22 protein-coding genes and 2 pseudogenes are annotated in these 24495 nt (G+C 64.3%); 4 read left to right on the forward strand and 20 right to left on the reverse strand.

From position 1 onward, the window contains the following. Position 1 precedes the first annotated feature (1 nt). Genes PHI64_RS03820 through PHI64_RS03830 form a run of 3 tightly spaced genes read right to left on the reverse strand, consistent with a single transcriptional unit; the run spans position 2 to position 6201 of the window. On the reverse strand, positions 2-2302 hold the full coding sequence (locus PHI64_RS03820) for an AsmA family protein (protein ID WP_299878840.1): 2301 nt from the start codon (positions 2300-2302) through the stop codon (positions 2-4). A gap of 30 nt (positions 2303-2332) precedes the next feature. Continuing rightward, positions 2333-4669 carry a CHASE2 and HATPase_c domain-containing protein gene (locus PHI64_RS03825; RefSeq protein ID WP_299878843.1) on the reverse strand — a complete coding sequence of 779 codons (2337 nt, stop codon included), beginning with the start codon at positions 4667-4669 and terminating at the stop codon, positions 2333-2335. After that, a complete protein-coding gene (locus PHI64_RS03830; protein ID WP_299878846.1) occupies positions 4666-6201 on the reverse strand; it encodes a FecR domain-containing protein in 1536 nt (511 codons plus the stop codon). The genes PHI64_RS03825 and PHI64_RS03830 overlap by 4 nt, the downstream gene beginning before the upstream one ends. A 266-nt stretch (positions 6202-6467) precedes the next feature. Here PHI64_RS03830 and mscL point away from each other — a divergent pair, with 266 nt between their 5' ends. Then, positions 6468-6890 carry a large conductance mechanosensitive channel protein MscL gene (mscL, locus tag PHI64_RS03835; protein ID WP_299878849.1) on the forward strand — a complete coding sequence of 141 codons (423 nt, stop codon included), beginning with the start codon at positions 6468-6470 and terminating at the stop codon, positions 6888-6890. Positions 6891-6931: 41 nt separating this feature from the next. Here mscL and PHI64_RS03840 read toward each other — a convergent pair whose 3' ends face one another. The 4 genes from PHI64_RS03840 to pyrE all read right to left on the reverse strand — a co-directional run bounded on the left by PHI64_RS03840 (position 6932) and on the right by pyrE (position 10020). Then, positions 6932-7660, reverse strand: a complete 729-nt coding sequence (locus tag PHI64_RS03840) for a response regulator transcription factor (RefSeq protein WP_299878852.1) — start codon at positions 7658-7660, stop codon at positions 6932-6934. A gap of 85 nt (positions 7661-7745) precedes the next feature. Next, entirely contained in the window at positions 7746-8387 is a 642-nt protein-coding gene (locus tag PHI64_RS03845; protein ID WP_299878855.1) for an MBL fold metallo-hydrolase, read from the reverse strand. A gap of 354 nt (positions 8388-8741) precedes the next feature. Further along, positions 8742-9365, reverse strand: a complete 624-nt coding sequence (locus PHI64_RS03850) for a hypothetical protein (protein WP_299878858.1) — start codon at positions 9363-9365, stop codon at positions 8742-8744. Between the two features lie 4 nt (positions 9366-9369). Continuing rightward, the gene (pyrE, locus tag PHI64_RS03855; protein ID WP_366945127.1) at positions 9370-10020 is read right to left on the reverse strand and encodes an orotate phosphoribosyltransferase; all 651 of its coding nucleotides are present in this window, start codon (positions 10018-10020) and stop codon (positions 9370-9372) included. A gap of 34 nt (positions 10021-10054) precedes the next feature. Here pyrE and PHI64_RS03860 point away from each other — a divergent pair, with 34 nt between their 5' ends. Together PHI64_RS03860 and PHI64_RS03865 are read left to right on the forward strand one after the other, a co-directional pair. Beyond that, entirely contained in the window at positions 10055-10837 is a 783-nt protein-coding gene (locus PHI64_RS03860; protein ID WP_299878864.1) for an exodeoxyribonuclease III, read from the forward strand. Beyond that, positions 10837-11511 carry a hypothetical protein gene (locus PHI64_RS03865; RefSeq protein ID WP_299878867.1) on the forward strand — a complete coding sequence of 225 codons (675 nt, stop codon included), beginning with the start codon at positions 10837-10839 and terminating at the stop codon, positions 11509-11511. The genes PHI64_RS03860 and PHI64_RS03865 overlap by 1 nt, the downstream gene beginning before the upstream one ends. A gap of 33 nt (positions 11512-11544) precedes the next feature. Here the strand turns inward: PHI64_RS03865 and kdpE are convergent, their stop codons facing one another. The 11 genes and pseudogenes from kdpE to kdpF all read right to left on the reverse strand — a co-directional run bounded on the left by kdpE (position 11545) and on the right by kdpF (position 23460). Further along, a complete protein-coding gene (gene kdpE, locus PHI64_RS03870) occupies positions 11545-12267 on the reverse strand; it encodes a two-component system response regulator KdpE (RefSeq protein ID WP_299878870.1) in 723 nt (240 codons plus the stop codon). Next, positions 12264-14981: a two-component system sensor histidine kinase KdpD gene (kdpD, locus tag PHI64_RS03875; protein ID WP_299878873.1), complete on the reverse strand. Its 2718-nt coding sequence runs from the start codon at positions 14979-14981 to the stop codon at positions 12264-12266. Before kdpD ends, kdpE begins: the two co-directional genes overlap by 4 nt. A 2-nt stretch (positions 14982-14983) precedes the next feature. Further along, positions 14984-16618, reverse strand: a complete 1635-nt coding sequence (locus PHI64_RS03880) for a CorA family divalent cation transporter (protein WP_299878876.1) — start codon at positions 16616-16618, stop codon at positions 14984-14986. 283 nt (positions 16619-16901) lie between these two features. Then, positions 16902-17204 (reverse strand): hypothetical protein, encoded by a 303-nt coding sequence (locus PHI64_RS03885; RefSeq protein ID WP_299878879.1) that lies wholly within the window; start codon positions 17202-17204, stop codon positions 16902-16904. A 107-nt stretch (positions 17205-17311) separates the two neighbouring features. Then, complete coding sequence (locus PHI64_RS03890; RefSeq protein ID WP_299878882.1) at positions 17312-17647, reverse strand: hypothetical protein; 336 nt, start codon at positions 17645-17647, stop codon at positions 17312-17314. A 15-nt stretch (positions 17648-17662) separates the two neighbouring features. Next, positions 17663-18127, reverse strand: coding sequence for a PTS sugar transporter subunit IIA (locus tag PHI64_RS03895; protein ID WP_299878885.1), 465 nt, complete (start codon positions 18125-18127; stop codon positions 17663-17665). 21 nt (positions 18128-18148) lie between these two features. Next, positions 18149-19018, reverse strand: coding sequence for a TorF family putative porin (locus PHI64_RS03900; RefSeq protein ID WP_299878888.1), 870 nt, complete (start codon positions 19016-19018; stop codon positions 18149-18151). A gap of 20 nt (positions 19019-19038) precedes the next feature. Further along, positions 19039-19613: pseudogene (gene kdpC / locus PHI64_RS03905) on the reverse strand (potassium-transporting ATPase subunit KdpC). Between the two features lie 10 nt (positions 19614-19623). Further along, complete coding sequence (gene kdpB / locus PHI64_RS03910; RefSeq protein ID WP_299878891.1) at positions 19624-21702, reverse strand: potassium-transporting ATPase subunit KdpB; 2079 nt, start codon at positions 21700-21702, stop codon at positions 19624-19626. A gap of 10 nt (positions 21703-21712) precedes the next feature. Continuing rightward, entirely contained in the window at positions 21713-23371 is a 1659-nt protein-coding gene (gene kdpA, locus PHI64_RS03915; protein WP_299878894.1) for a potassium-transporting ATPase subunit KdpA, read from the reverse strand. Further along, the gene (gene kdpF / locus PHI64_RS03920) at positions 23368-23460 is read right to left on the reverse strand and encodes a K(+)-transporting ATPase subunit F (protein WP_299878897.1); all 93 of its coding nucleotides are present in this window, start codon (positions 23458-23460) and stop codon (positions 23368-23370) included. The genes kdpA and kdpF overlap by 4 nt, the downstream gene beginning before the upstream one ends. A gap of 125 nt (positions 23461-23585) precedes the next feature. Between kdpF and PHI64_RS23550 the strand changes: the two are divergent. Further along, a pseudogene (locus PHI64_RS23550) lies at positions 23586-23786 on the forward strand (hypothetical protein); the annotation flags it as partial. Here the strand turns inward: PHI64_RS23550 and PHI64_RS03925 are convergent. Both PHI64_RS03925 and PHI64_RS03930 read right to left on the reverse strand, forming a co-directional pair. Next, entirely contained in the window at positions 23778-23945 is a 168-nt protein-coding gene (locus PHI64_RS03925; RefSeq protein WP_299878900.1) for a hypothetical protein, read from the reverse strand. The pseudogene PHI64_RS23550 and the gene PHI64_RS03925 overlap by 9 nt on opposite strands. Then, positions 23942-24325, reverse strand: coding sequence for a hypothetical protein (locus tag PHI64_RS03930; RefSeq protein WP_299878903.1), 384 nt, complete (start codon positions 24323-24325; stop codon positions 23942-23944). Before PHI64_RS03930 ends, PHI64_RS03925 begins: the two co-directional genes overlap by 4 nt. Positions 24326-24495: the final 170 nt, after the last annotated feature.

Consider the following 24495-nt stretch of genomic DNA (forward strand, 5'->3'; position numbering starts at 1 on the left):
CCTACTCCGTCACAGGCGCTTCGCCGGCCTTTTCGGCCGCCGGCCCGGCCTGCTTCACCACTTTGCTCACCGCCCGGACAGCCCGCTTGGGGATCACCTTGGGCGGATTACCGGCCGCAGCCTGCCCGGCACCAGGCACCACCGAAGACAGGCTGGCGCCGGGCTCCAGATGCCAGTCGGGCCCGCTCAGGGGGCCTTTGACACGAACCGGCAGGGTCATGCCACGCAGGCTGGACAGGGAGCCGCTGTCGGGCCCCGGCGGCACAAGCACGAGGGTCACCCGGGAAAGAGCATCGATGTGGCTCCGGCTCAGGTCGATCTCGCCGGCGCCCCCCACCTGCAGCATGCCGTTCTTGGCCTTCAGATCCGTACTGCGGGCCACCCCGTCGGCAATCAGGAAACTCGCCGTGAGCTCACCCACCGGGGTGGATTCGCGCGCCCGGTGAGGCCGCCTGGCACCCTGCCGGGTGCTGAGCAGCCCACGCCACTCCTTCATGGCCTGCCCCATGTCGATGCCGGGCACGCTGCCGTTGCGTATCCGCACCCGGGCCAGTCCCTGCAGCGCGTTCACCAGGCCACTGCGGCTCTCAGCCTTGCTGCTGAGGTCCACAAAGAAGTTGGTCGTCCCCCCAAGCTTCTGCTGCACTCCGAAATCCTTCAGCAACGGGCCAAGCTCTGCATTCTGCAGATAAGCCCTATAGCTCGCCTGGGCGTCCTCTGCGTTCAAGCTGAGGCTGCCCTCCAGACTCCCGCCGTAAAGGGAGAGCGTATGTCCGGCGGACTGCAGGCGCCCCCCGTGCACGCTGAGCGGCAGCTTGACGTGTTCCAGCTTGAGCCCCGCCACCCTCAGCTGGCCGAAGCGGATCACTCCATCCATCTCCAGCCCGCGCAGGGGCGACAGGTCGAAGCGCTCGTCGACTGCCTTGTCCGGTACCGGCGTGCGTCCGGGCTTGCCGGCCAGATAGGCGTCCACATCCAGCTGGTTCACGTCCATGTCGAAACCAAGGGCTGCGCCGTCGAACCGGGGCAGGGTCCAGCTACCCTTGATCTGGCTCTGCGCCGAGCGCAGCGCAAGGTGGCCCGCCGCGGAGCTACGCGTCAGGTCGATGCGTGCATCGGCTTCGGTAGAAAACTTGAGAGGGGGCAAACCGGCCCGGGTTGGGGCGAAGTTGAGCTCACCGGTGAGGGCCGCCAGGTCGAGCTGGCCACTGTTGCCCTGCCAGCGGCCCGGACCGGCCAGAGTGCCGGTGAGCCGGCCACTGGCGAGGCGCAGGTCCAGCTCGGTCATCAGCTTGCTGACCTGCAGGCCCTTGTCGCCCGCCTGCAGCTCGGTCAGACGCAGACGCACGTTACCACCGCGCAGCTTGCCATCCAGGCGCAGGCTGGCATCGACGCTATCGGTATCAGGGCCCCGCGGACCGAGCTTGAGGCGGGGCGTGCTGGCCTTCAGCTCAAAGGGCTCACCGGCGGCTTTGCCGCGCACCTGCAGGCTGCAGCCCTGGATCACCGACGGGCTGCCGTCGGCCCATTCCATCTCGGTCAGGGACAGCTCGCTGTCCAGGGCCTCCCAGCCACCCACATCGCCGCGGGCCACCAGGCGCAGCTGGCGCAGGCGCGGCAGGCTGTCACCTGCGTCCAAGCGGTAGGCACTCTCCAGCTCAATGCTCACATCAGTGGCAGGTTCGGCACGGGTCAGACGGGTCGTGGCGTGCAGGTGGCCGTCGGCGTTGCGGCCGATACGCCCGGTTTCGAGGCCAAGCCCGGAGAGCGCAAGCTGACGGCCGCTCTGCTCGTCGGCCCAGGTAAGGGCGCCGCTACGCACCATCAGGGCTCCCACATCCAGCTCGAAGGGGGTGACGGCACTGGCCGGCGCGGCCTCGTTACCCGGATCGAGGAGATCTTCGGCATTGAGCTTGCCCGCCTTGTCGCGCTGCAGGGCCATCCGCAGCCCGTCCACCTCGATCCGCTCGACCACCACCCGACGGGTCAGCAAGGGCAGCAGGCTGACGCTGACGACGGCCTGCTCGATACCAATGAACTCGCTGCCGCCATTGCGCCCGGACAGCGTGGTCGCCGGTAGCTTGAGGCGCAGACGGGGGAACATGGACAGCTCCACCGGCCCGTCCATGCGCAGGCTGCGCTGATAACGCTGCTTGGCAAAGTAGGTCAGTTCGGCGGCCAGGCGCACGCCGTCGAAGGTGGCGTAGAGGTACAGGGCGCCAGCGGCGACGACCGTGCTCAACCCACCCAGAACAAAGGCCAGGTACTTGAGGTATTTGAAGCGCATGTCAGGCAAATCCATCACCGATGCCCCGATCTTACCCCAGGGGGCTCAAGCACCGGCCGGCTGCGCCGCGTGGCTGCGCAAGGGCAGGCGCAGCTCGAAGGTACTGCCTTCACCTGCCTGGCTTTCCACGCTCACGCTGCCGCCGTGACGCTCGGCCACCGTTTTGACGATCACCAGGCCAAGCCCAACCCCTGACGGCTTGTCGCGCCCCTCTTCGACGATGCGGCTGAAGCGCCGGAACAGCCGCGGCAGGGCCTCGGCGGGGATACCGGCTCCCTGGTCGCTGACCCGGATGATCCAGTCGCTACCCTGGGCTTTCAGGCTCACCGCCACGCGGCTGCCGGCATTGCCATACTTGATGGCGTTGGTGAGCAGGTTGATCACCGCCCGGCGCAGCAAGGAGAAGTCACCCCGCACGATGGCCTCCTCCTTGTCGGCATCACGGGTATCCACCTCAATGCGGATACCCCGGGCGTTGGCCTGGGGCCACACTTCGTCGGCTGCGGAGTCCACCAGACCGGCCAGGTCGAGTTCGACGAAGTCCTTGGGATCGGACCCTTCGGCACGCACCAGCCGGAACAGGCCGTCGGCCAGATCAAGGGCCGAGCGGGCGTAGCGGCCGATGCGGGGAATCTGTTCGGCCTGCAGGGCGGGATCGTCCCTGTAGCCGTCGATGAGGGTCAGGATGGAGGCGAGGGGCGCCCGCAGGTCGTGGGACAGGAAGTGCATGGTGTCCTCACGGCTGCGCTGGGCCTCGTGCATGGCGGTAACGTCAGCCAGACCGATGACTCGCCCGGGTCGGCTGCTGGACTCGGTCATCAGGTCGGCCACCGACACCAGCAGGTAGCGCTTCTTGTCGGGGGTGAGCTCGAACTGGCGGGTACCGGAATAGCCGCTCAGGTCCGGCAGGCCATCGCGCATCGGCAGGTAGCCGGGCCACGGCAGGGTACGCAGGGCGCGCAGCAGGGCATCACTGCGAAAGGCGCGCAGCAAATGGCGGGCCCGTTCATTGTGAAGGATGACCCGGTCCATCTGGTCGATCACCACCACACCAATGGGCAGGTGCTCAAGGGTGTCGGCAATGAAGCGGCGCACATCGCGCTGGTGCTGGGCCGCCTGACGCACGATGCGGATGCGCTGTTCGAGGGGGTCGGCGGCCCCCCGCCCGGCGTCACCGCTGGGCAGGCCGAGGGGCGTCCCCTCGCGTTCGAGGGCGATCAGCTCGGCATCCAGGTAGCGTTGGGCGGACTCCAGCCGGCGCCAGCTCCATAGCGGGTAGGCCAGCATGCAACCGAGAACTGCCGGCGCGGGGCCGAACCACCAGCCCCCCAGATGCAGGCCCAGACCGGCCAGCAGCACGGCGGAAGCCCCGAGGATGAAGGAAGCCATCAGGCCGGCGCGTGCCTCGGCGTAGAGCAGGATCAACATGAGGACGAGGACCAGCACCATCGCCACGACGGCGGAGACCCACGCCGACAGAAGGGTGACAGCCACCCCCCGGCGCAGGGCGTCAAATACGTTGGCCTGCACTTCGACACCGGACATCGGCCGGGACAGTCCGGAGGTGGGCGTGGGCACCGCGTCACCCATGCCGGCTGCAGTGGCCCCCACCATCAGGATCTTGCCACGCAGAGCCTCGGCCGGCACCTCGCCGCTGAGCACGGCCCGGTAGGAGAAATGGGTATAGGTGCCAGGAGGGCCGGAGAAGGGCATGCGCAACCAGTCGGCACGCTGCCAGTGCTGATGATCCCGCCCTTCGCCGATGGGCGGGGGCGGGAAACGGCTGGCGGCATCCGGATCGACCAGGCGCAACAGGGCGAGAGCCAATTGGGGGTGCCGGGCCGCACCAAAGCCTTCCCAAAGGTAAACACTGCGGGCGATACCGTCCGGGTCGAACTCGACCTGGCTGTGACCGATGGCGGCAGCCGCGTCGGCAAACACACCCAGGGGATACACCTCCCCGGAGAGGATCGCGCCAGTGGTGGCCTGGGCGAGGGGCAGTACCACCCGCCCGTGGTCGCGGATGGCCCGGGCCAGGGCCGCGTCGGCGCCCGGATCATCGGAGCTGGCGGTTTCGAGGAGCAGATCAAGCACGACGGCCCGCGCTCCGGCCTCCCGGGCCACGTCGATAAGCGCCGCATGCACCCGCCGCGACCAGGGCCAGCGACCAATGCTGGCGAGGCTCGCATCGTCGATGGAAACGATCACCACATCCTCGCTGGCCGGGCGCGTCCAGGCAGACAGCACCCCGTCATAGAGCGTCTGGTCGATTCTCCACAGCCAGCCCTCGACCGCCGCCACGAGGGTCAGCAGGACGCACAGGAGCGTGACAGCGAACCACTCAAGGGTGGGTCGGCGCAGGGTCGCTGCGTGGGAACTCACGGACTCTTTGCTGCGGGGGCGGAGAGCGTCCACGCGGGCAGCACGAACAGGGACTGCAGGTTCTGGATGCCGGACCAGGGGGAACTTCCGCCATCCGGATCGGTGGCGCGAATCCGCAGCCGATAACGTCCCCGCCCAGGCTCGGCGATGGTCAGGGCGGCTTCGCCGATACGCTGATCGACGAGCAGATCCTGGAAGGCCTCATCGCGGGCCAGCTGGACGTCGTAGATCTGCCCAGGCTTGCCCGCCCAGACGAAGCGCAGTCGGTTGTTGTATCCCTCCACGCTGGCCGGGCCGGGAGCCGGCCGGATGTCCAGGGTTCCTACATCACTCCATGGGCCGCGCTTGCCGCTGGCATGCAGGCTGGCGATCCGCCATGCGTATCGGCCCGGGCCAAGATTCGGCTCGCTGCGCAATCCCTCGATGTCCTGTTCAATAAGAGGCCTGGCGAAGCTGGTGTCCTGGCCGATCTGCAGCCGGAACCCCACCGCGTCGGGGCTTGGCGTCCATGCCAGAACCCCGGGCGGAGCCTTGATGGCCTGGGGCGGCTCCGGACGGGCACGCAGTTCAATGGATCGGGTGGCGTCATGGCCCTCCAGGCCATCAGCGTCAATGGCACGGATACGCAGCTGGTAGCTCCCGTCGGGGAGGGCATTGAAGCGGGCCCTGGGCGTAGTGAAAACTGCGGTCGCCACGACATCACTGAACTGCGCGTCCCGGGCGATCTGCGCCCGATAAGCGACAGCCTTGTCCACAGACGGGAAGGGTATCTGCATGTCGATCCGCTCGAACACCGCCGGAACTCCGTCAAGGGACGGCGCAGCCAGCAGCGGCCGGGGCGACGGCAGCGGCTGACCGGTCCGCGCAACCACGCCAAAGCCCGCTGGCAAGGCGGTGGCGGCAGAGCTTGAGGCGCCACTCACGCCGACTTCGCCAGCCGTGACTTCGGCCTGGGCTACGCCGGAAGCCAAATCCGATCCTGCCCGGAACGCCGTGCCACGCACACTGAGAGCCGCCGTCGGGGTACGGATCTGGTATCGGGCGGCCGGGCCCCGTTGGGGTGAGACCGTCGTCTCAACCCGCCCCTGCTCCAGGAAAATGCGAGTGTTCTGACCGGTGAAGCCCTGGAAACCCTGGATCTTCTCCATACGTGCTGCACTGCCCGGCTGTACTGTCAGGCGAGATTCATCGGGCATAGCCAGGGTAATGAAGCCGCCCGCACCGGTGCGCAGGATGGCGCCTGCCGGCACTTTGGCATCCAGCGTGAGAGGCTGCCCATCCATGGTGACATCTCCGCTGAGGGCCACCACCCGGGCGATGCGCGGCTCCACCCGCAGCCAGCTTTCAGGGATGCGCAGGGGCGTGCCGACGGGGATGCGCATCGGGTTGCCGATGCGGTTGAGTGCTTTGACGCCCTTCCAGCCGAAGGGCGCTGAAAGGTACTGGCGCTCCAGCCCGATCAGAGTGTCGCCGGCACGGGTGGTGTAGATGACTTCCAGATCACTAGCAAAGACACCGGAAGAAGCCGCCAAGCCTAAGGCAGCACCCAGGAGACAAACGGATTGACGGGCCACGGACGAAATCTTTCAGTCGAATTTGGGGGACTATATTAGTTCCCGGCCTGGCACAGGGTGCAAAACTTCGCAAAATGGGGGATGAAGTCGTGCCCGAGATGCCAATTACACGCTAAGGGCGGCCCGCCTGGGCCCTATCATTGGAGCAGACACATCGGCCATTCCCCGTCCGGGTTGTTGTCATATCCTTTTCCCTCTTTCACTACTCTCTCAAAGGAAACCCTATGAGCTTCATTCAGGAATTCAAGGAATTTGCCATGAAAGGCAACGTCGTCGACCTGGCGGTCGGCGTCATCATTGGCGGCGCCTTCCAGAAAATCGTCGACTCCCTCGTCAAGGACATGCTGATGCCGGTGATCGGCAAGCTCCTCGGCGGTGTCGATTTCAAGCACCTCTACCTCAACCTCGGAGACAAGACCTTCGAAACCATGGAAGCGGCTGAAAAGGCTGGTGCCCCGCTGTTCAAGTATGGCGTTTTCGTCAACTCGATCATCGACTTCACCATCGTTGCGCTGGCCATCTTCGTGGCCATCAAGGCCATGAACAAACTCAAGCGTAACGAACCGGCGCCGGCGCCCGAAGCGCCCCCGGCCGAGCCGGAAGATGTGAAGCTGCTGCGGGAAATCCGCGACGCGCTGAAGAAGTAAGCGCGCAAGACAGGGGTCCCTCCCCGGGACCCCTGAAGTCATCAGGCCTGCGACATGGCGGCCTCGCCAAGAGTCGGCGCTTCAGACGGATCGATCTTCTCCAGCCGGTAGCCGAAGTTGTAGGTCGGAGTCAGCCGGAAACCATTCTCAGGTCGCAGGTTGAGCTTGCTGCGCACTCGGCTGATGTGCGTATCAACGGTACGCGTGGCCAGATCGGGGTTGCGCCCCCACACCGCTTCCAGCAAATGCCCCCGCGACAGCAGCCGACCAAGATTACGGAACAGGAAGGCCGCCAGTTCGAATTCCTTGTCGGTCATTTCCACCACCACGCCATCGATGGTCAGGGCCTTCTTGACCAGATCGAAGTGGTAGGGCGCCACCGTCAGGGTCTGGTTGGTGTTGCGCGGCTGGGCCCGACGCAGCACGGCTTCGATACGCGACAGCAACTCGATGCGCCGGGGCGGCTTGATCAGGTAGTCGTCAGCGCCAGCACTGAAGGCATTGGCGATATCCTCTTCCGCATCGCGGGAGGTGATGAAGATCGCCGGGGTATCGTTGCCCCTTTCCACCCGCAGCCACCGCAGAACCTGCTCGCCGGTCAGATCGGGCAGCACCCAGTCCACCAGGAACAGGTCAAAACTTTCGCGGCTGGCGACCCGCATCAATTCGCGGGCCAGTCCAAAGCCATGCACATCGTGCCCGGCTTCCCGCAGCCAGCCCGTCAGGACTTCCATCTGGGCCGGATCGTCTTCGAGAATAGCGAATCGCACGCTGGTTTACCTTTATCGAGAAATTGAAGCACACCACTCAAGACTATGCGCCGGCCGCACCGGGAGAAACCCTTCGGGGGCCTTTCTACGCATAGTCACCCACATACGGATTGCTGTCCCGCTCATCGCCAAAGGTCGACATCGGCCCATGACCGGGAATGAAACTCACGTCCTTGCCCAGCGGCCACAGTTTCTGCCGGATCGAATCGATCAGATCCTTGTGGTTGCCCCGCGGAAAATCCGTGCGGCCGATGGAACCGGCAAACAGCACGTCACCGACCACCGCCAAACGTGCAGTTTCACTGAAAAACACCACATGACCCGGGGTATGCCCGGGGCAATGGATGACCGACAGGGTCTCTTCCCCCACGCGCACGCTGTCGCCGTCCTCCAGCCAGCGCCCCGGCGTAAAGGCCTCTACCAGGGGAAAGCCGAACATCTTGCTCTGCTTGGGCAGATCGTCGATCCAGAACGCATCCTCCTTCTCCGGCCCCTCGACGGGCACCGCCAGCTGGCGGGCAAGCGCCGCCGTGCCGCCGGCATGGTCGATGTGGCCGTGGGTCAGCAGGATGCGTTCGATGCTGACGCCGAGAGTTTCGGCAGCCTTGAGAATGCGTTCGAGGTTGCCCCCCGGGTCTACAACCGCGGCCTTGCGAGTCTGGTCACACCACAGTATCGAGCAGTTCTGTTCGAAGGGCGTTACGGGAACGATCTGGTATCTGAGCATGGTTTGCACATGCCTGCCAAAAGGGCAGGGGTCGGTAAAAAGACTAATTACGCCTGGGCCGCACAATTATCAAGACCGGCGTAACTGGTCTCGGCATGCGCCAAAGTTTATCACGCTCAAATTGGGGAGCCATAAACCCTATCGTCCCCCTTGCCTCCAGGAGGCTTGCTGACACGCATGTTTTCACAGTCCATTCGTTTGAGTTTATTCAAACGTCAAAAAACAATGCCGGGCAGAAAAGCAGGTTTGCGGAACGGACCCTGGAGCCCCATGCCCCTTCTTGCGGAAGGGGCATGCGCGCCAGAGGGGAGAATGCCCTCCGGCGTTACCGCCGGAGACGCACGGAGAAAACCTTCAGCGGGGGAAAGGGCGTGATTCCGTGAGGGCGATGTAGCGGCTGCGGTCCTGCTCGTAACGACTGCGGATCGCTTCGATGTCGCGCCGCTTGGCTTCGATGACCGAACCCTGGGCCGCCAGCTCGCTGTCGGAATCACGCAAGGCCGCCGCCAAGTTAGGAGGCATGGCGCGTTTCTGGAAGAACTCGGCTTCGCGCAGCAGGCCCGAACGCTTCTTGACGAGCTGGGCCTGACGTGCCTCCGCCTGCCTCAACTCCAGTTCGACCGCCTCAATGGCCCGATCACGCCGGGTGTCGATGTCGGCCACGCTGGAGTAGGTCTCAAGCAAAGACTGATTGCGCCGCATCTCTGCCCGTTGACGGGCCACCTCGGCCCGCCGGGCGCGCTCCTCGGCTTCACGCTTGGCCAACTGCTCAGGGCTCAGGGGCGCCTCGACCGTGCGCCGCACCGTACCCTGGGGGCTCATTTCCCGGTAACTCTTGCCAAAGCACTGGGGCGGCAACACGTCACCACACACCTGGTGCCCGTTGTCCGTGCAGCAATAGACCGTCCCCCGCGGCGCCGTCTGGGCGTGGACAGGGGGCAGAGCCACCAGCAAGGAGACGAAAACCAGACGACGCATGGGCCTATGCGTCTCCACTAACACCATAGCTTTCACGGTAACGCTGGACAGCATCCAGATTGGCATTCAGCGCCGGACTGTCGGCCAGAAAGCCGATCAGATCCTTGAGGCTGGCCACGGCCAGTACGGGAATGCCGTAGGCTTCGCGCACCTCCTGAACCGCCGACAGGCTGCCGGTACCGCGCTCCATGCGATCGAGGGCAATGACCACGGCCGACGGGGTGGCGCCGTGGGCACGGATGATCTCCACCGACTCACGCACCGAGGTACCTGCCGAAATCACGTCATCAAGAATGGCCACACGCCCCTGCAGCGGTGCACCGACCAGGGTGCCGCCTTCGCCGTGGTCCTTGGCTTCCTTGCGGTTGAAGCAGAAGGGCAGGTTGTGCCCGCGCTCTGCCAGACGCATGGCCGTGCCCGCCACCAGAGGAATACCCTTGTAGGCGGGCCCGAAGAGCATGTCGCAGGGCAGGCTGGCGGACAGCAGGGTCCGGGCATAAAAATCACACAGACTGCCGAAGGAGGCCCCGTCATTGAAAAGGCCTGCATTGAAAAAGTAGGGAGACAGGCGACCCGCCTTGGTCACAAATTCCCCGAACCTCAAAACACCCTTGTCGCACGAAAGTGCGATGAAATCACGGCTAAAATCCACGATGCTCCCAGCCAAAAATCAGACCATGTCTCTAAAAATGTTACGCGTCGTTTCCGCCAACCTCAACGGCATCCGCTCGGCAAATGTGAAGGGTTTCCTCAACTGGCTCCACAAACAAGACGCCGACGTGGTGTGTGTCCAGGAGTTGAAGGCCCAGATTTCCGACCTGTCGCCCGAAATGCGCAAGCCCGGCATATATACCGGATACTTCCATTGTGCCGTGAAGAAGGGCTACAGCGGGGTGGGAATTTACACCCGCCGGGCACCTGACAGGGTCATCGAAGGCCTCGGCAACGAAGAGTTCGACGCCGAGGGGCGCTATCTCCAGCTGGATTTCGGCCCCCTCTCCGTCGTTTCCCTCTACCTTCCGTCCGGTTCCAGTTCGGAGGAACGCCAAGCGGCAAAGTTCCGCTTCATGGACATCTTCCTGCCTCACATGGCGGCCCTGCGTGCCAGCGGCCGTGAAGTGATCGTGTGTGGAGACTGGAACATCGCCCACCAAGCCATCGACCTCAAGAACTGGCGCTCAAACCAGAAGAACTCCGGCTTTTTACCCGAAGAGCGTGCCTGGTTCAGCCGTTTGCTGGACGAACAGGGCTGGGTGGACACCTACCGTCACCTGCATCCGGAAGCCACCGATGCCTGCTACACATGGTGGTCCAACCGCGGCCAGGCCTGGGCCAAAAACGTGGGCTGGCGCCTCGACTATCAGCTCGCCACCCCCGGCATCGGGGCTCTGGCCCGCAACACGACCATCTACAAGGACGAACGCTTCAGCGACCACGCCCCGCTCACTGTCGATTACGAGCACGCCTTCTGATGCCCGCGCTGCACCATAGCCAGGGTGCGACCATCGGGCCCGCCAGCCACCCCCTTGCCCGAAAGCCCCTGGTGCGCCTTGCCGTTGCCACCGGCCTCATGAGCCTGGCGAGTACGGTGCCGGCCGACAGCCCGCCCATCATCGACGGCCAGTTTCAGCTGGGTGTCGAGTACGAGTACGAAAAGGCCGCGGACGGACGGCAGCGCACCGACGCACTGACCCTGGTGCCCGGCGTGAAATGGCGCTCGGGCTGGCTGACCATGACCGAGCTGCTGATCGAGACCGAACAAGAGCGCGAAGCCGGCCGCGTAACGGAAAGGGCAAGCAAGCTGGGCCTGCGCCTGCGCAAGGACTTCGCCCTGACGGAGCGCGCCCGCCTCGTCCTGCGCGGGCTTCTCGGCCACGCCTTCATCGCTGGAGAGGGCTACTCCTACGCCTATCTGGAGCCCAGCTTCAGGTACGACTTCGATGCCCTGGAGATGATGATGGGTTTTCGCGCCGTGCGCTCGATCGATGGCAGCCCGGGCCATGACTTCAACAAGTTCCGCATCGGCCCGAGTTTCGATCTGGGCCGCGCCTCGGAAATCGAGTTCCGCTTCGTGCGCAACTGGGAAGCGGGCACGGGCCGCCACGCCAGCGACGCGTACATCATGGAGTTCGTGCAGAAGTTCTGATACCCCCTCCTGCGAGGGTCAGGGCCTTGCGTATCAGGGCTCGACAACAAACCGATAGCCAATACCCGGTTCGGTCACGATGTGGTCCGGATTGGCCGGGTTGGCTTCGAGCTTCTTGCGCAGGTGTCCCATGTAGACACGAACATAGTGACTATCCTCTGCATGGGAAGGCCCCCACACGGCCTTGAGCAGTTGTCGATGCGTCAGCACGCAATCGGGATTGGCCAGCAGGTAAGCCAGCAGCCGAAACTCGATCGGGGTCAGATGCAGTGGCTGCCCGTTTTTTTCGACCAGCCGCCGGCCCAGGTCAACCTGGATTGAGCCGAACGCAAGCAGGCTGGGCCCGTCGGTGCCTGCGCGCTGACGGCGCCGCAGATGGGCCCGTATGCGCGCCAGCAACTCCGCCGATCCGAACGGTTTGGTGAGGTAGTCGTCGGCACCCGCATCGAGAGCGGCAACCTTCTCGGCTTCAGCGGTGCGGGCGGACAGGACGATGATCGGAATCTCCGACCAAGCACGGAGCTCCCGGATCAGGTCGATCCCGTCACCATCCGGCAGCCCGAGATCAAGCACCAGGAGGTCGGGTTTCCGCGTTCCCGTTTCGATGAGGCCACGCTTGAGCGAATCGGCTTCGAAGACCTCGCAGCCTTCGGCTTCCAGTGCCAGGCGCACGAAGCGGCGCAGATTGGCTTCGTCCTCGACGACGATGACTGTCGGCATTGAGTGAGACATGGCTGTTTTCTCCCTGACCTTCATGTTGCCGCGTCGGCTTCGTCGGTCTCAAGTGTCGGCGGAGACCCCAGAGGCAGGGTGAAGATGAAGCACGCTCCGCCACCGGGGCGTTGTCGTGCGTGGATGGTGCCCCCATGTGCTTCGACGATGGCACGACAGATCGCCAGCCCCAGACCAACCCCGGGCGTATTACTCTCCGGCATCCCCCGCTCGAATTTCTTGAATATCGCCTCCTCACGACCAGGCGGCAGGCCCGGGCCGTCGTCCTCCAGGCGTATCTCCATCCTGCGGTCTGTCGTGATGGCCCGAATCCAGATGTGGCTACCCGACGGTGTGTACTTCAGCGCATTTTCAAGCAGATTGCAGAACACCCGCTGCATCAGAACCGAGTCCACCTCGATCAGAGGCAGATCCTCATCGAGTTCCACCCTGACCTGGTGCATGCCCAGCACTGGCCGCAGGCTCTTTAGCGCACTGCCGACCACCTCCTCAACGGGCTGCCATTGACGGTTCAGCTGAATCCGGCCCGCTTGCAGGCGCGCCATGTCGAGCAGGTTGTCCACCTGAGCGTTGATCCGCAAAGCCTGCTCCCGCAGCTTCCGGGAGATGAGCGCTTGCGCATCGGTTGGCGGCGGCTGGGTCAGGAACATGGAATCCGCCAACCCGATCATCACGCTCAATGGCGTACGCAGATCATGGGAAATGGCGGACAGCAGGGAATTGCGCAGGCGCTCGGACTCCATCTGTACGGTGCTCTCCTGAGCCACAACAACGTAATGCACCCGTTCCAGGGCAATGGCGATCAGCGATGCGAAAGTCTCCAGCAGACGTCGCTGCTCGGGAATGAGAAGGCGGGCCGGATGGTGCATCTCCAGGGCCAGCACGCCACGCAGGCGCATGGGGGCCTTGAGGGGCAGATAAAGAACAGGGCTGGCCGGCAGCGTGTCGGTTCCTTGGCCGGCGGGCTCGGCATGGTCGAAGGCCCACTGGGCAATGCCGGGATCGATCTCGGGCAGGCCCGCGGAGGCAAAGATGGGGGCTTGCAGGCGATCAGCGTCGTCGGCAAGCAGGAAAGCCGACCGAGCGCCCATCTCCGCCATGAGAAACCGCTCACCAATCTCGGCAATCTGCTCCGGCAACAAGGCTGCGGACAGGTCCCGCGACATTTCGTAGAGGGCTCTGACACGGCTCTCCCGACTACCTGCGACATACGCCTGGTATTTGTACCCGGCGGTGAGCTGGCCCACCACCAGGCCGACAACCAACATCACCGCGAAGGTCATCAGGTACTGAACGTCGCTGACCGCGAAGGACATCCGTGGCGGAACGAAAAAGAAGTCGAAGATGGCCACGCATAAGAAGGACGCCATCACCGCAGGGCCTCGACCGAAGCGGACCGCCACGAACACGACCCCGAGCAGAAAGACCATGACGATATTGGCCAGATCAAACAGCGGATGCAGCGGGGTGGCAAGCAGCCCGGCCAGACCACAGACCACGACGGTCAACGCGTAGGCCCGCCCGTCAACCGCGAGCGGGCCTGCAGGCCGTTGTGAAAGGCCCTCGGCTGCGGGCACATGCCCATCCCCGCGCGCCACCTGAATGACATCGAGATCAGGGGCTCGCTGTCCGATCCGATCGGCCACCGAGCGCGTCCAGATACGCCAGGGCGATGGCTCGTCCCGGCCGACCATGATCCGGGAAAGGTTGTGGGCACGAGCGTAATGCACCGCCTCATCCTCAACCTTCGTGCCTGCAACGGTCGCGGTGGTGGCACCAAGCTCCTCGGCGAGCTTGAGTGTCTTCAGGATGCGCTCCCGGCTACCGGCCGACAGGTACTGGCGATCCGGGGTCTCCACATGGATCGCATGCCAGGGCGCCTCGAGGCGCCCGGCAATGCGAGCAGCGGTACGCACGATCTTCTCGCTCCCCACGCCAGGCCCGATGCAGGCCAGTAGTGAGTCCTGGGTCTGCCAGACAGGGGAGACCAGCCGATCACGCCGGTACTGTTGCACATCATCGTCCACCCGGTCGGCCGTACGGCGCAGGGCCAGTTCGCGCAAGGCCAGCAGATTGCCCTTGCGGAAGAAGTTGCGGATCGCCCGTTCCGCCTGATTGGGCAGATAGACCTTGCCGTCCCGGAGGCGCTCCAGCAGCTCATCCGGCGGCAGATCCACCAGAACGACCTCGTCGGCGTCATCGAAGACCTTGTCCGGCACCGTCTCCCAGACGCGAATGCCGGTGATGCCGCTGACCACGTCGTTAAGGCTCTCCAGGTGCTGGACATTGATGGTGGTATACACGTCGATGCCGGCCGCCAGCAGCTCGTCCACGTCGTGCCAGCGCTTGGGGTGACGTGAGCCCGCGACATTGGAATGGGCCAGTTCGTCCATCAGGATGAGTGCCGGTTTGCGCGCCAGGGCCAGATCCAGATCAAACTCGGCCAGTACGCGCCCCCGGTAGGGCACCTCAACCATCGCGATGCGCTCTATCCCGTCGGCCATCGCTTCGGTTTCCGCACGCCCGTGGGTTTCAACCACACCGATGACCACATCAACACCCTGGATGAGTTGCTGGCGCGCCGCCGCGAGCATGGCGCATGTCTTGCCGACGCCAGCGGAGGCGCCGAAGAAGATCTTCAAACGCCCGCGGCCGGCCCGCGCCTCATCCTGCTGCACCCGCGCGAGCAGTTCGTCGGGGTCAGGGCGCCCCTTGCCGGGGAGCTCACCAAGCGCCATTCCTATTCCTCCGCCTTCCTGAACACACGGGCCAGGGACGTCCACTTGGCCCGGAGACCGAGACGCTCGTCGGACACGGCCTCCAGGAAGTCCGAGAGTCGCTTGGAGCGGGCAACCGCAAACAGCACAAGACCCAGGGCGGCGCCGGTCACCAGACTGAACTGCAGCAGCTTGCGCGACTCCGGCACCTCCGGGAAGTTGAACAGATTCATCCCGAAGTATCCGGTCACCACGGTGGCAATCAGGCCAAAGATGGTCACCACGGTAAGTCTCAGCACGGTAGCCGACTGACGCCGCTGACTGTCGCTATCCAGGTAGGCACTCATCTCGCGAACCTGACCCTTCACATCGGAGAACAGCTCGTCATTGCGCAGCAGGCGTGTGGTGCGCTGGAACAACGCCTGCACCAGCCCCTGCTCGGAGACCTCATGAAACCAGTAACGATGGGTGAAGCGCAGAAAGGTCTCGAAGGACTGACGGATGCGCCGCTTGAAGCGGCGTACCGATTCACTGTCGCGAATATCCAGATCATTCACCGCACTGGCCAGCCCGTCTGAAAAGGAGAGGAGGGCGGCGCGATGAAAGTGGGCGATCAGGAAAACGAGGAAATACTGGTGCCGGAAGCGGGCCAGGAAGCCTTGGTCCGCATCACGGAAGTAATCCGATCCGGCTTCGCCCACCAGCAGCAGTGCATTCCCGGTGCAGATGAAGCGGGTATTGGGCCCGCCATCCGAATCGGTCCAGTAGCGATCCTCGCAGTGCAGTCGTTCGAAGCGGACCACCGCCGGATCGCGCAATGGCACCGGATCGCGGGACGACAGGTTGGCAGCGAAGCCGATGCGGATGAAATCCTCCCGGCTGAGACGGCGCGGGTTATCCAGGGCCAGGTAGGCCATCATGGGCATCCGGTAGTACTCAATCAGCCGAAAACGCAGTTCGCTGATCTCCTCCTCTTGATCGAGTACCAGCGGCCGCAGCAGCCAGGCCCACAGGGCGCCGACACAAGGTGCCCGGTTTCTGCATACGAAATGCAGATAACGCGCCCGGTTTTCGGAGTCAGAGGCGGCGAGCACCTGCCCCTGGCGGTCCAGCAACTCGGAGCGATACACGTTGTGCACGCCCTGTCCGTCGCTATCCCAGCCTGTAGGGTAGGCCCGGCCGAAGCGGTAGAGCAGCTCCAACGCGGTGGAGAGGGGCAGATCATCGGCAGCAACCTCCACATTGAGAAGGGCCACATCCATGTCGAGGAACAGGTACAGGTCTACATGCGCTACCCGCAGGTAGATCGGCGTATCCCCGGCACGCAGGGTAACGTTCAGGCCAGCCACGTCGGTGCGCCGGTATACAGCCATTGGCGCAGCCCGATGAGCCCTTCCGCCCGAGCCGCCAGAACGGCTTTCGCCATACAGAAAGCGCTGCACGTAGGGCAAAAAGGCCACGAACTCCTTGTAGTGGCGCTCCTGGAAATCTGCCGGATCGGCGGTGAACTCGTCGTCAACGGGTGCCCACTGGCCGTCAGCGGTCATCAAGTGATGAATGCGGGCGACGTTTTCACCCGAGAAAGCGGGCCGGATCTGAACCGGCCATACCAGTACATCCCGGAAATGGCGCACAAGGTGCTCTGGTTGTGAAAGCATGGGTCTCCCTTTTTCTTGTCCCCGGGCGGCCCGGAATGCCTGGCCTCCGCTGCTGGCGCCGCACCTGAAGGTCACCGACTGGCTAGTCTTCCGTTCTGGCCGACTTCCGGCAACGGTCGGCAGACTCGGCCATTTCCGCCAGTGTGCGCCTTCGGGCCAGCGCCGCCAGTGCCACCTTGCACTTGGGTGAGCACGTCAGGGCACACCCCCAGGCAAGACGGTGGAGTACCACCGGGACTTCATGCCGGGCACCACACACCGGGCACACATGGATGGGCATGTTTTACAGGGCCCGCAACGCGTAACGCACCAGGGCGACCGGATGGTCGGCCACGCCCCTGGCCACGATATAGATGTTGCAGTTCTCCACGGGGCCAACGGCGAAGGCCATACCCATGGCGGCATTGCCCGACACCGCGAGGCGCACCGGGCGATGCTGGCCGGCCAGACAGACGCGCAAGGCCTCCCGCCCCAGCGGGGATGCCGGAAACCCGAAAGGCTCGGGCACGCCCGACGCATCAAGGATGGCCACCTCACAGCTGTTCTCGCGTGCAAGGATGCCAACACACAGTTCAACAGGACTCACGTTCATCTCCTCATTCATCCGGCGACAGGTATAGCGCGCTCTTGGCGACCACTCCTGCAGTTCCATCCGGGCGTACCAGGGTTCCACGACTTTCGCTGGTCAGTATTTCAAGCAGCAGGACGTCGGGGCGCCGCGTGCAGCTTCAAGAAGCCTCCATCCACACCGGTGAGACCTGCCGCCCGGCCGCCATGACGGCTGATCAGGCTGACCAGTTCTGCATTGAGGACGCTACCGCGATGGACGACAACCAGACGGAGCCCGACGAGGCTGAGCAAGGCCAGATCCCGCCCCAGGCTGTTCCACGCGAGAGGATGTCCGGCGCTGCTGCGCTGGTAGTCGATGACGAAAGTCTTACCGTGATAGGCGTAGATGTAGGGAAGCGCTTCGGCAAGAACCCGAGCCTGCTCTCTGCCAAGTGCATTGGACGCAAGTGCCATACTCATGCCTGCATGATCCCTTCAGGCCACGGCGGCCAGCCACGACCGGAAGAGCGCCTTGATTGCGTTGGGGTCATTGCAGGCATGCAGGGCCTCGCGAAAGCGTGGATCGGTGAAGAGACCGGACACCCCGGCGAGAATCCCCAGGTGAATGTCCGTCGCCCGCTCGGGAACCAGCAGCACGATGAAGTCCGAGACCGGTTTGCCATCGGGCGACTGGAAAGGCATCGGGCGCCTGGGCCTCACATAAGCCGCGTGGGTCTGGCGCAGCCCCTTGATACGGCCATGGGGAATCGCCACTCCCTGGCCAAGCGCAGTGGAGCCAAAGGCTTCCCGCTGCGCCAACGCCTCGGCGACCACCACGCGGGGCAGCCCGTGCCAGCGCTGCATGACCTGGCCCACCTCGTCGAAGAGTGCGGCGGCTCCGCTGACGTTAAGGTCGAGCAGAATGTCTTCGGGAAACAGGATGTCGGCAATCGAGATCATGTCCATTTTCTCCGGCCCCGCTCAGAAGCTTCGACTGATCGAGAGGACGATCGTCGCCCGGCCCGCATCGCGGCTGCGCGAACCGCTGCCGCTTCCATCGCTGCCCATGCTGCTGCTGAAACAGTAGAACTCCCCATTGGCACAGCGCCCCTGGGCGTCGCTGCCCACGTAGCTGGCGCCCACCATCCAGCCTGACACCTCCTTGGTGATGCCAATGCGCCAATCCAAGTAGCGGCCGTCGTAGGTCGAGCCGTCGGCATTGCGGTACGAGAAGTCGCGCAGCAGCAGGTGCCCGATATGTGCGCCGAGCACGTAGCCATTGCCGAAGTCGTGGGTGGCCGACAGGTCCACGTAGCCCGTCCCCCGGGTGCCCGGCATGGAGAAGTAGTCCGTGACGGCGTGCGAGTACTTCAGGGTCAGGAACCGCCATGTCCCCGCGAGATAGAGCTCGCCGTTATTGACGCCCCCACTGGCCGCCCGGCCCGGGTGGCGCCGATTGACACCCGCAAAGGCGGTCTCCAGGCGCGTCCCGGGGTAGTAGTAGTACAGCGCCCCCATATCCAGGTCGACATCGCCCACGCGGGTCTTGTAGCCGGCATAGAAGTCCATCTCCAGGCTGCCCTCCGGATAGCCCGCGCCGCTGCTCACATTGGAGTTCCAGTTGCCGGCGTAGAGCCCGGATGCATGGGCGTAATCGAATCCCCCCTGCACGGCCGGCTTGCCAAAAGTCTGATCGAGCCCCCGGAAACGGTAGCTGCTGACGAGCCCTGCATTGGCCGTCAGCGAGGACGGGGATGACGCACCCTCCGCGTCCTGCTGCGCGTGGGCGGGTGAATGGAAGGCGGTGGCAGCCAGAGCCAGCATGGCAAGGCGTTGGATCGTGTTCGACATGTTTCTGCGTGACTCCCGATTCAGTTCTTCAGCGCATCCAGCGCCAGGTTGAGCTTCAGTACATTGACCCGCGCTTCGCCGAGCAGCCCCCATTGGCGACCCTCGGTATGGGTATCGATCAGCACCTTGAGCTGCGCCTCCGGCAAGCCGCGCGCTTTCGCCACCCGTCCCGCCTGCCACAGGGCAGCGGCCGGGCTGATGTGCGGGTCGAGGCCGCTGGCAGAGGCAGTCACCAGGTCGGCGGGCACGGGGGCCGAATTGCCCGGGTCGGCGGCGCGCAGTGCTTCGACGCGGGCTTTCACCGCCTCCACCAGGGCCGGGTTGAGAGGGCCCTGGTTGGAGCCGGACGACGCCGTTGCGTTGTAGGGTTGGGGGGCGGTGGCCGAAGGGCGCCCCCAGAAGTGCGTCGGGTCGCTGAAGTGCTGGCCGATCAGGCTCGACCCGATGGGCTTGCCATCCTGGAAGATCAGGCTGCCTGTTCCGGGAAGACCGCGCCGGCAATGCCGGTGACGGCCAGGGGATAGGCAAGACCGGTGATGGCGCTCAGCAGCACGAACACGCTGAGGGCGGGACGCAAGAAGGTTTTCATGCTCATGTCTCCAGGTTCAGGCCATACCGGTGGTGGCCAGGATGAGGTCGATCAGCTTGATCCCGACGAAGGGCACCAGGATTCCGCCAAGGCCATAGATGGCCAGATTGCGGCGCAGCAGCGTGGCCGCCCCGACGGGGCGGTAGGGCACGCCCTTGAGCGCCAGGGGGATCAGGAACACGATGATCAGCGCGTTGAAGATCACTGCCGAAAGGATCGCGGACCCCGGGCTGCTGAGCCCCATCACATTGAGGGCTGCAAGCTGGGGATAGGTGCCGACGAAGGCCGCCGGAATGATGGCGAAATACTTGGCGATGTCGTTGGCAATGCTGAAGGTGGTCAGCGAGCCCCGCGTCATCAGCATCTGCTTGCCAGTCTCCACCACTTCGATGAGCTTGGTGGGGTTGGAGTCCAGATCCACCATGTTGCCGGCCTCCTTGGCGGCCTGGGTGCCGGTGTTCATGGCCACCGCCACATCGGCCTGGGCCAGCGCCGGGGCATCGTTGGTGCCGTCGCCGGTCATCGCCACCAGGCGTCCTTCGGCCTGGTACTGGCGGATCAGCGCCAGCTTGGCTTCCGGTGTGGCCTCCGACAGAAAGTCGTCCACGCCGGCTTCGGCGGCGATGGCGGCGGCCGTCACGCGGTTGTCGCCCGTCACCATCACGGTCTTGATGCCCATCCGGCGCAGTTGGGCAAAGCGCTCCTTGATGCCGCCCTTGACGATGTCCTTGAGCTCGATCACCCCGAGAACGCGCCTCCCCTCGGACACCACCAGCGGCGTGCTGCCGCGGCGTGCCACCTCGTCGACCCGGGCACTGACCGAGGCCGGGAAGCTTCCCCCGAGGCTTTCAACATGGCGACGGATCGCGTCGGCGGCTCCCTTGCGGATCTGCTTGTCGCCCAGGTCGACACCACTCATGCGCGTCTGGGCAGAGAAATGCACGAAATGAGCATCCAGGGCCTGGATGTCGCGCTCGCGCAACCTGTACTTCTGCTTGGCGAGCACAACGATGCTGCGGCCTTCGGGTGTTTCATCGGCGAGGGAGGCCAGCTGAGCCGCATCCGCCAGGTCCGCCTCACTGATGCCATCCGCCGGCAGAAAAGCCGAAGCCTGGCGGTTGCCGAGGGTGATCGTGCCGGTCTTGTCCATCAGCAACACATCCACGTCGCCCGCCGCCTCCACGGCCCGGCCGGAGGTGGCGATCACGTTGGCCTGCATCATGCGGCTCATGCCGGCCACGCCAATGGCCGACAGCAGGCCCGCGATGGTGGTGGGGATCAGGCATACCAGCAAGGCCACCAGCACCGTGATACCCACCGGCTTTCCGGCCCCGGATACCTCCACGCTGAACAGGGAGAAGGGCAGCAGCGTCACGGTGACGCCCAGGAAAACGATGGTCAGGGCCACCAGCAGGATGGTCAGGGCGATCTCGTTGGGTGTCTTCTGGCGCTTGGCGTTCTCCACCATGGCGATCATGCGATCCACGAAGGTTTCGCCGGGGTTGGCGGTGACACGCACGACGATCCAGTCCGACAGCACCCGGGTGCCGCCCGTCACTGCCGAGAAGTCGCCACCCGACTCCCGGATCACCGGGGCGGATTCTCCGGTGATGGCCGACTCGTCCACTGAGGCCACGCCCTCGATGACTTCGCCGTCGGCCGGGATCACCGATTGCCCGATGTCGCCCGCCTCGACCACCACAAGGTCACCCTTGCGCAGATCGCCGCCCTGCACCAGCTGCCACGGGGCACCGTAGTGGGGAGCCTGCAGCTTCTTGGCCCAGGTCTCCTTCTTGAGCCCGCGCAGCGACGCGGCCTGGGCCTTGCTGCGGCCCTCGGCCAGCGCTTCCGCAAAATTGGCAAAGAGCACCGTGAACCACAGCCACACGGCGATGGCGACAACGAAGCCGGCCGGCGCTTCACCTTCGCCCCCCAACGCCTGGACAGCCAGCAGGGTGGTCAGAATGCTGCCCACGTACACCACGAACATCACGGGGTTGCGCCACTGCACCGCTGGGCTGAGCTTGCGGAAGGCGTCGCGCAGCGCCAGTACGACCAGGGCGGGATCAAACAGCGTAAAGGTCTTCTTGGTCATGTCGTTCTCCTCAGGCCCCCATCCACAGCACCAGGTGCTCGATCACCGGCCCCAGGGCCAGCGCCGGCACGATCACGCCGAAGCGCCCGAACCACATGGCCGCACCCAGCAGCACGTTATAGAAGGGGGTATTGGCCGACAGGCCGGCAAAGGCACTGCCGTTGTTGTTGGCCGCCGAGGTGAGGGCGTAGAGAATCTCGGAGAAACCATGGGCACCCGGATTGGCGATGCCGGCGCGGCCTGCTTCGGTCATCACCGCGATGGCCGTGCCCAGCAGCACCAGCAGGGGGGTGACGAGAATGGCCATGGCACTCATCTTCATCTCGTGGGCCTCGATCTTCTTGCCCAGGTATTCCGGCGTGCGGCCGATCATCAGGCCGGCAATGAAGACCGCCAGGATGGCGAACACCAACATGCCGTAGAGGCCCGTACCGACGCCGCCGAACACCACTTCGCCAAGCTGCATGTTGGCCAGGGGCACCAAGCCGCCCAGCGGGGTAAATGAGTCATGCATGGCATTGACCGCACCGCAGGAGGCCGCCGTGGTGACTGTTGCGAAGAGAGCCGAGCCGGCGATGCCGAAGCGGGCCTCCTTGCCCTCCATGTTGCCGCCCGGCTGAAACGCACTGGCGCCCTGGTCCACGCCCAGCGTAGCCAGAAGCGGATTGCCCTGCTGCTCGAAGCGCATTGCCGCCCAGGCCATGAACACAAACATCAGGGTCATGGCAGTGAGCACGGCCCAGCCCTGGCGCTCGTCACCCACCATCCGCCCGAAGGAGACGCACAGGGCCGCCGGGATGAGGAAAATCGCCAGCATCTGGATGAAGTTGGTGAGCGGCGTAGGGTTCTCGAAGGGGTGGGCCGAATTGGCATTGAAGAAACCGCCACCGTTGGTGCCGAGCATCTTGATGGCTTCCTGGGACGCCACCGGCCCCATGGCAAGCGTCTGGGTGCGGGTTTCGGCGGCCGTGGTGAGGGGCAAGCCCTGGTCGTCCTTCAGGGCTTGCCCCTCCGCGTCGAGGCGTGGCGCGTCGTAAGCGGTGATTTCCACCGTAGTCACGTCGCGATAGGCATCGAAGTTCTGAATAACCCCCTGGCTGACCAGCACTACAGCCACCAAAACAGCAAGCGGCAACAGCAGGTACAAGGTGGCCCGGGTCAGATCTACCCAGGCGTTGCCTAGAGTGGCGGCGCTGTGACGGGCAATGCCGCGGATCAACGCAATCACCACGACGATGCCCGTCGCCGCGGAAAGGAAGTTCTGTACCGTCAGGCCAAGCATCTGGACCAGGTAGCCCAGGGTCGACTCGCCCGCATAGCCTTGCCAGTTGGTATTGGTCACGAAACTGATGGCCGTATTGAAGGCCGAATCCGGCGTGACGGCCCCCATCTGCTGCGGATTGAAGGGCAGCGCGGCCTGAAAACGCTGCAGGGCGTAGACCGCCACAACGCCCAGGGCATTGAACAGGAGCAGGGCCAGCGCATAGCGCAGCCCGCTCATTTCCTCTTCCGCCTTCACGCCACTCAGGCGATACAGGCTGTTCTCAAGCGGTCGCCCAAGGCGGAATCGCCCTTCCATCACAAAGGCAATGTAGTGACCGAGAGGTTTGGCCGACAGCAACAGCACGGCCAGAAAAGTCCCCAGAAGAAGCCAGGCATGGGAGGTCATGAAAAGTCCTCCGGTTTGAAAAGCGCGGCCAGCAGATAGACGAGCAGCACGGCGGCCGAGATGGCGCCGACAACATAAGGCCAGCTCATTTCCGGCCTCCCAGACGGTCGCATCCGACCGCGAGACCGATCACCAGTGCCAGGAAAACGGCGGTGATGGCGAGATAAACGAGATCCATGAATTCCCCTTTCGGATCGAACTATTTGGCCTCTTCATGCTAGGGAAGAGGCCATCAAAAAATTCGAAAAAGGGGAAGAAGGCGGATAAAGGACTTATAAAAACGGGCGCCGCCACGCGCAAATGCGGATTCGCCCGGGAACTCATCTGGTGCCAGACCAAGATCGATCAACTCACCCACGAGCTATCGCTGCACAAGCGCTGGCGTTTCGGGGTCAAGACCGAGCGCCTACCGGTCGAGCAGGCGCAGCTGTTCGAGGAGACAGTGAAGGCCGACCCCGCGTCGATGACCGAGGAGCTCGACTACACCCCCGGCATCGGAGGCCACCAGCGCCAGCTTGGCTACACGAGATGTACTGCTCAGCGGTTTGGTGGTGACGGATGGTGCATCGCTCATTGCCGGGTTTCACCACAAAGGTTCATCACTTTGAGCGTCTTGTCACGCTCGGGAATATCGCTGGTCCTGCTGATCCGCCGGGGTTTCCAGGACACAAAGGCAAAGCGGCAGCCGTCCGGCGAGATTTGTCCGTGCTGATTCGCTTCTTCGCCCTGCACCAGGGCGGTAACCAAGTCATTCTGGGTTGGCTGCCATTGGTAAACCCCCGCTTCGGGGAAGCCGGCGCACTGGACAATGAAGCCGTCCCGCATGGCGGTGACGCCCACGGAGCAGGAGTACTGTGGATGGGAAGTCAGAATCGGCCACAAGGGGTTAGCAATCAGAATCGGCGGCATTAATTGCGACGTGATGGAACCGTCGTCAGGGTTGAACAGTGTCACCGGATTGATTCCCCATTGGTAACGATTGAGGAAGGGGTGGTAGCCAGGGCAATCGCACCGTTACGTCATAAACCCGAGCACCTCCGCCCGGAACTCATCGGAAGCGGAGGCGAGCAGGCGCTTGTTCTTTATTCCGGCCTTGACCGTCGAATTGAGCCGTAGGAGATTCA

Origin of the sequence: Zoogloea sp., assembly GCF_028689785.1 — a bacterium.
GTDB lineage: Bacteria > Pseudomonadota > Gammaproteobacteria > Burkholderiales > Rhodocyclaceae > Zoogloea.